This window comes from Shewanella sp. SR44-3 (assembly GCF_014163735.1).
In the GTDB taxonomy this organism is placed as follows: Bacteria; Pseudomonadota; Gammaproteobacteria; order Enterobacterales; family Shewanellaceae; genus Shewanella.
This window is the reverse complement of the sequence record NZ_JACJDV010000065.1, coordinates 1-9233: the sequence shown is the minus strand read 5'-3', so window position 1 is coordinate 9233 and position 9233 is coordinate 1. Positions and strand designations below refer to the sequence as shown.

Sequence of the window (9233 nt, the reverse complement as noted above, 5' to 3'; positions counted from 1 at the left end):
GCGCAAAATATCCCTTAAGTGGCAACTCAGATTAACAGCGTTAATCCTCAAGTATTTGCGGCAAAAACAGCCACAAACTTTACCTTTACGTAAACTTCATATATCTTGCAATGAAAGACGTATTTTAGGTGGCCCATGAGCACATTACACAATCCACAATCCACATATTCCATCAGTGATTTATCGAAAGAGTTCGATATCACCACTCGCAGCATTCGTTTTTATGAAGACCAAGGCTTGATTAAACCAAAGCGTCGCGGTCAAACGCGGGTTTACAGCCTAAAAGACAGAGTACGCTTAAAGCTTATTCTGCGCGGTAAGCGTTTAGGCTTTTCCTTAGCCGAAACCCGTCGATTATTTGAACTTTATGATGCAGATAAGAGCAGCACAGCACAACTTAATACCATGCTGGATTTAGTTAACGATAAAAAATACGCCCTACAACAGCAGATGGATGACATCAAAGTGGTATTAATGGAGCTAAATTCAGCCGAGCTACAGTGCCGCACAGCCCTTGAGCAAAACGAGCTAAAAAAAGCTTAACACTCAACTAAATATTGCACTAATCATTCAACTCACTATATGAAAACCATCTTAGCCTTACCTCAATTGGGGCCACATTGTGGGAGGTAAAGCCAAGATGTCAGCAGTACATATACACAATGAAAAGTACAAAGTAAAAAATACAAAAAAAAGTGAATAAGTCACTATAAATTATAAGAATAGTTAAACAACAGGACACAACACTATGAGCGCACTCTACACAAGCCTTAACTTTGGTCTGGGCGAAGATATCGATATGCTGCGTGATGCAGTCCAAGGCTTTGCTGCGAATGAAATTGCCCCCATCGCCGCCCAAGTGGACAGCGACAATGCCTTCCCTAACCAGCTCTGGCCAGTGCTAGGTGACATGGGTCTGTTAGGGGTGACCGTGCCAGAAGAATTTGGCGGCGCCAACATGGGGTATTTAGCTCACGTGATTGCCATGGAAGAAATCTCCCGTGCCTCAGCCTCCATCGGCCTAAGCTACGGCGCTCACTCTAATTTATGTGTGAACCAAATCAATCGTAACGGTAATGAAGCCCAAAAAGCCAAGTACCTGCCAAAATTAGTCAGCGGTGAGCACATTGGCGCGCTGGCCATGAGTGAGCCAAATGCAGGTTCAGACGTCGTTTCCATGAAACTTAACGCCCGCAAAGAGGGTGACCGTTACATACTGAACGGCAATAAAATGTGGATCACCAACGGTCCAGATGCCCACACCTATGTGATTTACGCTAAAACAGACATAAGCAAAGGTGCCCACGGCATCACAGCCTTTATTGTCGAGCGTGGCTCAAAAGGTTTTACTCAAGCGCAAAAGCTCGACAAACTCGGTATGCGCGGCTCTAACACCTGTGAGCTAGTATTTGAAGACTGTGAAGTGCCAGAAGAAAACATTCTAGGTGGCCTAAACAATGGCGTAAAAGTGTTGATGAGTGGCCTAGATTACGAGCGCGTGGTGTTATCTGGCGGCCCGCTTGGGATCATGGCGGCCTGTATGGATATCGTAGTGCCTTACATCCACGAGCGTGAGCAATTTGGTAAGTCCATCGGTGAGTTCCAGTTGGTTCAAGGCAAACTTGCCGACATGTACACAGGCATGAATGCCGCCCGCTCTTACGTGTATAACGTGGCTCGTTCATGCGATCGCGGCGAAACTACCCGTAAAGATGCCGCCGGCGCTATCCTTTATAGCGCTGAGCTTGCTACCAAAATGGCCTTAGATGCCATACAGCTACTTGGCGGCAACGGTTACGTTAACGAGTACGCCACAGGGCGACTGCTTCGCGATGCTAAATTGTATGAAATTGGCGCTGGCACCTCAGAAATCCGCCGCATGCTCATTGGCCGTGAACTGTTCAACGAGTCTAAGTAACCCATTTCTGTCTGGCGAGGCTCTGCCCTCGCCCTTTTATTTGCTTCATTAAGGATATTATCGTGACGCAACTGAGCAGCCGAATTAATGCCCGCAGCGACGAATTTAAAGCCAAGTATGATGATATGGCGTTATTGGTCGACGATCTCAAACAAAAACTCACAAAAATTGAACAAGGTGGCGGCCCTGTAGCCCTAGAGCGTCATTTATCTCGAGGTAAATTACTGCCGCGCCAACGAGTAGAAAAACTGCTCGACCCAGGCTCGCCTTTCTTAGAATTATCGCAATTTGCCGCTTTCGAGGTCTACGATGAAGACGTACCCGCGGCGGGCATTATTGCTGGCATTGGCCGCGTCAGCGGCGTCGAATGCATGATCATCGCTAACGATGCCACAGTCAAAGGCGGCACTTACTACCCCATTACGGTAAAAAAGCATTTACGCGCCCAAGACATTGCCAGCCGCTGCCACTTGCCTTGTATCTATTTAGTTGACTCAGGCGGCGCTAACTTACCGCGCCAGGATGAAGTGTTTCCAGACCGCGACCATTTCGGCCGCATCTTTTATAACCAAGCGCAAATGTCAGCCAAGGGCATACCGCAAATTGCCGTGGTGATGGGCCTTTGTACTGCAGGTGGCGCTTATGTGCCGGCCATGGCGGACGAGTCCATTATCGTTAAAGAGCAAGGCACCATTTTCTTAGCTGGTCCGCCGCTGGTAAAAGCCGCCACAGGCGAGGAAGTCAGCGCAGAAGAGCTTGGCGGCGCCGAAGTGCACACTAAAATCTCTGGGGTTGCCGATCATTTAGCCCAGAATGATGATCACGCCTTAGAGCTTGCTCGTCGCGCCGTGACCCGCCTTAATCATCAAAAGAAAATTACTTGCCTTTTAAGCCCAGTTCAGCCACCTAAATTTGATATCAGCGAGCTTTACGGCATCGTCGGCACAGATCTTAAAAAGCCCTTCGATGTCAGAGAAGTTATCGCTCGTATCGTCGATGACTCAGACTTTGATGAATTTAAAGCCAACTATGGGGCAACCTTAGTGTGCGGTTTTGCCCGCATTCACGGCTATCCTGTGGGCATAGTCGCCAACAACGGCATCTTGTTCTCTGAGTCGGCGCAAAAAGGCGCCCACTTCATTGAGCTGTGCTGTCAACGCAAAATTCCTTTACTCTTCTTGCAAAATATCACCGGCTTTATGGTGGGTAAAAAGTACGAGCACGAAGGCATTGCCAAGCACGGCGCTAAAATGGTGACCGCGGTGTCTTGTGCCAATGTGCCTAAGTTTACTGTGATCATCGGCGGCAGCTATGGAGCGGGTAACTATGGTATGTGTGGCCGCGCGTTCGAGCCGACTATGATGTGGATGTGGCCCAATGCGCGCATCTCAGTGATGGGCGGCGAGCAAGCCGCAGGCGTATTAGCCACAGTGCGCCGCGATGGTCTCGCCCGTAAGGGTCAAGACTGGTCCAAGGAAGAAGAACAAGCCTTTAGGGCGCCAATTGTGGCCCAGTACGATAAAGAAGGTCATCCATATCATGCCAGTGCGCGCCTGTGGGACGATGGCATTATTGACCCAGCTCAAACTCGCGATGTAGTTGGCCTTGCCCTATCAGCAGCGCTCAATGCGCCGATTGAAGACACCCGTTTTGGTGTGTTTCGCATGTAATTGCGCCGCTGTAAAGCTATGTTCGAGACAGAGTGATAGGGATAAAAAAAATGAATAATAATCAACAGCCTTCATATGTACACACTAGCCTTAATGATGGCGTGGGCGAACTCATACTCGACCGCCCCGATGTACACAATGCCTTCGATGAAGTCATGATTGCCCAAATGATAAGTGCCATTGAAGCCTTTACCGAGGATGCAAACTGCCAAGTCTTAGTGCTGCGGGCCAATGGCAAAAATTTCAGTGCTGGGGCCGATCTTAACTGGATGCGCAAGCAAGCCCAGATGGATTTTGAGCAAAACCTTAACGATGCCAATGAGCTGGCAAAGCTGATGCATCTGTTAGACAAGTTTCCAAAACCTAGCCTTGCCTTAGTGCAAGGGGCGGCCTTTGGCGGCGCCTTAGGCCTAATTTGCTGCTGCGATATTGTCATCAGTAATAGCCGGGCAAGCTTTTGTTTAAGTGAGGTTAAACTCGGCTTACTGCCTGCTGTCATCAGCCCTTATGTGGTGCGCGCCATGGGCAATCGCCAAGCCAGACGCTACATGCTTACCGCCGAGCGCTTCGATGCCCAAAGTGCCCTTACGCATCAAGTCATTCACCAAATAAATGATGACTTAGACGCCGCCGCCAAACCCTTTATCGACGCCTTTAAAGCCAACAGTCCCCAAGGTATGGCCTGGGTTAAAACCTTAGTCTCACGCCTTGAAGATGGCGTTATCGATGAGGCAACCCTTGCCTACACTAGCGAGCAAATCGCCCGCATTCGTGTATCAACAGAAGCCCAAGAAGGCTTAAATGCTTTCTTCGACAAGCGTCAACCAAACTGGTCCCAAGCTGCAACGCCAGTCAAAGGAGCTCAATAATGTTCACTAAGTTACTTATCGCCAACCGCGGTGAAATCGCCTGTCGCATCATTAAAACCGCTAAAAGCATGGGCGTGCGCACCATTGCCTTGTATTCGGATGCCGACAAAGATGCTCGCCACGTGGCCATGGCCGATGAATCTTTCTATTTAGGCGGCAGTGCACCGGCAGATTCTTATTTAAAAGCCGATGTGATTATCGACATCGCCAAAAAAGCCGGCGCAGGTGCCATTCACCCAGGCTATGGTTTCTTATCTGAAAACGCCGACTTTGCCCGCAAGTGTGAGCAAAATGGCATTGCCTTCGTGGGGCCTGGCAGTGAAGCCATAGATGCCATGGGCAGTAAAAGCGCCGCTAAAGAAATCATGGGTAAAGCCAATGTGCCGCTAGTGCCTGGCTACCATGGCGATGATCAGAGTGATGATAACCTAGTACATCAAGCCAAACTTATTGGCTTTCCACTGCTTATCAAGGCGGCCTATGGCGGCGGTGGTAAAGGCATGCGCATCGTTGAAAATGAAAGTGAAATCTTAGCGGCGGTGAAATCTGCTCGCCGTGAAGCCACCTCCTCATTTGGTAACGACAAGCTGTTGATGGAGCGCTACCTGCGCCAACCTAGGCACGTTGAAGTGCAAGTGTTTGCCGACACCCATGGCAACGTGATTTATTTATCCGATAGGGACTGCTCTATTCAGCGCCGCCATCAAAAAGTGGTGGAAGAAGCCCCAGCCCCAGGTTTGTCCGACGCCCTTCGCGTGCAAATGGGTCAAGCCGCGGTTGCTGCCGCTAAAGCCATCGATTATGTGGGCGCGGGTACGGTTGAGTTTCTACTGGACACCGACAACAGCTTCTACTTTATGGAAATGAACACCCGCTTACAGGTTGAGCATCCAGTAACAGAAATGGTCACAGGGCAAGACTTAGTCAAGTGGCAGCTAATGGTCGCAAGTGGCGATGAATTACCCCTTACGCAGCAAGAAGTGCGCATTCACGGCCACTCTTTTGAAGTGCGCATTTACGCTGAAGATCCGCAAAATGATTTTCTGCCCGCCAGCGGTAAGTTAAACTTTTTGCGTGAACCTGAGCAAAACCAGCATGTGCGCATAGATTCAGGCATACGTGAAAACGATGTCATCAGTAACTTCTATGACCCCATGATAGCCAAACTCATCGTGTGGGATGAGTCGCGCCCCCGCGCCCTGCAGCGCCTAGTACATGCCCTTGAGTCCTATCAGATAAGTGGCCTTAGGCACAACATAGAGTTCTTGGCTAATATTGCCGAGCACCCCGCCTTTGCCGCCGCCGACTTTAGCACAGACTTTATCGAACGCTACGGCGATGCCCTGATTGGCAGCGCTTCCAGCGAAGCCCAAACCGCGTTAGCGTTAGCAGGGCTGTATCAAGTACTCTCCCGCAAGCAAGCGGCAAAAGCCTTGGCAATTAATAGTCAAGACCCTCACTCTCCTTGGGGACAAATGAGCGGCTTTAGGCTCAATAGCAACAGCATTCATCATGTGGCGCTATTGTGTGATGAAACGCCTGAAACCAAAGATGGCGAGCAGCCGCTGCACAATTTATTACTTGTGGCTCAAGCTGACGGCTATCAATTAACTGTAATCAACCCTTATACCTTAGATGAGCAAGTGCTTAACCTCAGTGGTGAGCTAAGGGATGATGTGTTATTGGCGGAAATTAACGGCCATAAGTCTAAAATTCCGGTAAGCCATCAAGGGGATGAGTTTACCCTGTTCTTGTCCTCTGGCAGCTACCATTTCAAGGCGGTATTGGCTCAAGTTGCTGAAGAGCAAGTGAGCAGTGTTGATAAACTTAAAGCGCCGATGAACGGCACAGTGGTGACGCACTTAGTGGATGTTGGCGCTAGCGTTACCGCAGGCCAAGGTTTACTTGTGATGGAAGCCATGAAGATGGAATACACCATTGAGTCTCCTTTTGATGGCACAGTGACAGCGTTTTACTTCCAAAGCGGCGAGCTGGTCACAGACGGTGCTCAGTTGCTTGAAGTCGAGCCGCTAGCTGTTGACATAGTAAACGCTAACAACAAGGAGGCCTAGATGGAATACATCACCCGTTCAGAAGCCCCCTTTGATGGCACAGTGACAGCGTTTTACTTCCAAAGCGGCGAGCTGGTCACAGACGGTGCTCAGTTGCTTGAAGTCGAGCCGCTAGCGGTCGCTGACACTGCAGACGCTAAGGGCGAGGAGGCGTAGATGGAATACATCACCCGTTCAGAAGCCCCTTTTGATGGCACAGTGACAGCGTTTTACTTTCAAAGCGGCGAGTTAGTCACAGACAGCGCTCAGCTGCTTGAAGTCGAGCCGCTAGCGGTCGATGACACTGCAGACGCTAAGGGCGAGGAGGCGTAAATGTTGCCAACTAATGTCAGTATCTTCGAGGTGGGCGCCCGCGATGGCCTGCAAAATGAGGCTAGCGTACCAACGGAGGCGAAAATTGCCTTAATTGAGCAGTTAGCGGACGCTGGCGTTAAGCGCATCGAGGCGGCAAGCTTTGTGTCGCCTAAATGGGTGCCGCAAATGGCGGACTCTAGTGCTGTGCTTCAAGGCATTAAGCGCCAGCAAGGCGTGGTATACAGCGCCTTGACGCCAAACCTTAAGGGGCTCGAACTTGCGATTGCAGCAGGTGCTGATGAGGTGGCAATATTTGGTGCCGCCTCTCAAAGCTTTAGCCATAAGAACATTAACTGCTCCATCGAGGAGTCTATCGAGCGCTTTATCCCTTTGATGGATATGGCAAAACAGAGGAATATCGCGGTTCGCGGTTATGTGTCCTGCGTGCTTGGCTGCCCCTATGAAGGTGAGATAAAGGCCTCGGAAGTGGCCCGGGTGTCTGAAATCCTTTACAACATGGGCTGTTATGAAATATCTCTGGGTGACACCATAGGCATTGGCACCGCCAATAATGCCCGTAGAATGCTGGAAACCGTGGCAGAGCTTGTGCCCATAGACAAATTAGCGCTGCATTTTCATGACACTTATGGTCAGGCCCTTGCCAATATTCAAGCTTGCCTGCCCACAGGAATAAGCGTATTTGACTCATCGGTTGCTGGCCTTGGGGGGTGCCCCTACGCTAAAGGCGCCTCTGGCAACTTGGCGACCGAAGATCTCATTTATATGCTCCACGGCATGGGCATAGACACAGGCATAGACTTAACTAAGCTTATTCAGGCTGGCAAGAATATCAGTCAGGCCTTGGGCCGCATGAGCGCCTCAAAAGTGGCTAACGCGCTGGGCTAGACAAGGTTTACGGATTACGGATTACGGTAGATTCTAGATTCTAGATTCTCAAAAAATCATAAAATAACGATTAAGGACAACAAGATGGCAGGATTCAATAAAGTCGTCCACAGCTACGATGAAGCCCTCAAAGGCTTATCTGACGACATGACAATTATGGTCGGTGGCTTTGGCCTGTGCGGCATCCCTGAGGGATTAATTAACCACATGGTAAAGCTTGGCGTTAAAGGCTTAACCGCCATTTCAAACAATGCTGGCGTGGATGATTTCGGCCTAGGTTTACTGCTACAGCAGCGTCAAATCAATACCATGATAGCCTCCTATGTGGGCGAGAACGCCACCTTCGAGCAGCAAATGCTATCCGGTGAATTAAACGTCATCTTGACCCCACAGGGTACCTTGGCCGAGAAAATTCGTGCCGGCGGTGCTGGTATCCCCGCCTTTTTCACTGCCACAGGTTACGGCACCCCTATCGCCGATGGCAAAGAGACCCGCGAAATCAAGGGCCGCCATTATGTGCTAGAAGAGTCCTTAACCGCAGATTTCGCCTTAGTGCGCGCCTGGAAAGCCGATACCATGGGTAACCTAGTATTTCGCAATACCGCCGCCAACTTTAATCCTATGATGGCCACAGCGGGTAAAATCACAGTAGTGGAAGTAGAAGAAATTGTAGAGCCTGGTGAGCTTGACCCAAACCATATTCATACCCCAGGTATTTATGTGGATCGCGTCATCAAGGCAAGCTTTGAGAAACGCATCGAGCAGCGCACAGTCAAAGTTGCCACAGCAGCGGCGAAATAAGGGAGTACATCACAATGGCACTAACAAGAGAACAACTGGCCCAGCGCGTTGCCAGAGAATTGCAAGACGGCTTTTACGTCAACCTTGGTATTGGCATCCCAACCCTTGTGGCCAATTACATTCCAGCAGGCATGGAAGTCATGCTGCAGTCTGAAAACGGCCTATTAGGCATGGGGGAATTCCCAACAGAAGACACCATAGATGCTGATCTCATCAACGCTGGTAAGCAAACCGTGACTGCGGTAGCGGGCGCGTCATTCTTCTCATCGGCTGAAAGCTTTGCCATGATCCGTGGCGGTCATGTGGATTTAACTGTGCTTGGCGCCTTTGAAGTGGACGTCGATGGCTCTATCGCCTCGTGGATGATCCCAGGCAAGCTCATCAAGGGCATGGGCGGCGCGATGGATTTAGTCGCAGGCGCTGACAATATTATCGTGACTATGATGCACGCCGACAAACACGGCAACTCAAAGCTGCTGCCAAAGTGTGAGTTACCCTTAACCGGTTTTGGCTGCATCAAACGAGTCATGACAGATTTAGCCTTTATGGAAATCAAAGACGGCGCCTTCCACCTGCTGGAGCGCGCCCCAGGGGTGTCGGTCGAGGAGATTGTCTCAAAGACCGCCGGCAGACTTGTGGTCCCAGAGCATGTACCAGAGATGACGTTTTAATGCCTGCTAATTGCAGATTCTAGATTCTAGAC

At 50.1% G+C, this 9233-nt stretch carries 10 protein-coding genes; all 10 read left to right on the top strand.

All coding sequences use genetic code 11. The features are described 5' to 3' along the window. Positions 1-135 precede the first annotated feature (135 nt). The 10 genes from H5073_RS17530 (at position 136) to H5073_RS17485 (ending at position 9201) form a co-directional block, all read left to right on the top strand. Positions 136-543, top strand: a complete 408-nt coding sequence (locus H5073_RS17530) for a MerR family DNA-binding transcriptional regulator (protein WP_182680854.1) — start codon at positions 136-138, stop codon at positions 541-543. 205 nt (positions 544-748) lie between these two features. Beyond that, positions 749-1918, top strand: a complete 1170-nt coding sequence (locus tag H5073_RS17525) for an isovaleryl-CoA dehydrogenase (protein ID WP_182680853.1) — start codon at positions 749-751, stop codon at positions 1916-1918. 62 nt (positions 1919-1980) lie between these two features. After that, positions 1981-3588, top strand: a complete 1608-nt coding sequence (locus H5073_RS17520) for a carboxyl transferase domain-containing protein (protein ID WP_182680852.1) — start codon at positions 1981-1983, stop codon at positions 3586-3588. 50 nt (positions 3589-3638) lie between these two features. Next, on the top strand, positions 3639-4457 hold the full coding sequence (locus H5073_RS17515; protein WP_182680851.1) for an enoyl-CoA hydratase-related protein: 819 nt from the start codon (positions 3639-3641) through the stop codon (positions 4455-4457). Beyond that, a complete protein-coding gene (locus tag H5073_RS17510; protein ID WP_182680850.1) occupies positions 4457-6529 on the top strand; it encodes an acetyl/propionyl/methylcrotonyl-CoA carboxylase subunit alpha in 2073 nt (690 codons plus the stop codon). The genes H5073_RS17515 and H5073_RS17510 overlap by 1 nt, the downstream gene beginning before the upstream one ends. Continuing rightward, on the top strand, positions 6530-6685 hold the full coding sequence (locus tag H5073_RS17505; protein ID WP_182680849.1) for a 3-methylcrotonyl-CoA carboxylase: 156 nt from the start codon (positions 6530-6532) through the stop codon (positions 6683-6685). Then, positions 6686-6841, top strand: coding sequence for a 3-methylcrotonyl-CoA carboxylase (locus H5073_RS17500; protein ID WP_182680848.1), 156 nt, complete (start codon positions 6686-6688; stop codon positions 6839-6841). Then, positions 6842-7729, top strand: coding sequence for a hydroxymethylglutaryl-CoA lyase (locus H5073_RS17495; protein ID WP_182680847.1), 888 nt, complete (start codon positions 6842-6844; stop codon positions 7727-7729). Between the two features lie 84 nt (positions 7730-7813). Then, positions 7814-8530, top strand: a complete 717-nt coding sequence (locus H5073_RS17490; RefSeq protein ID WP_182680846.1) for a CoA transferase subunit A — start codon at positions 7814-7816, stop codon at positions 8528-8530. 14 nt (positions 8531-8544) lie between these two features. Further along, on the top strand, positions 8545-9201 hold the full coding sequence (locus tag H5073_RS17485; RefSeq protein ID WP_182680845.1) for a 3-oxoacid CoA-transferase subunit B: 657 nt from the start codon (positions 8545-8547) through the stop codon (positions 9199-9201). The last annotated feature ends 32 nt before the right edge of the window (positions 9202-9233 follow it).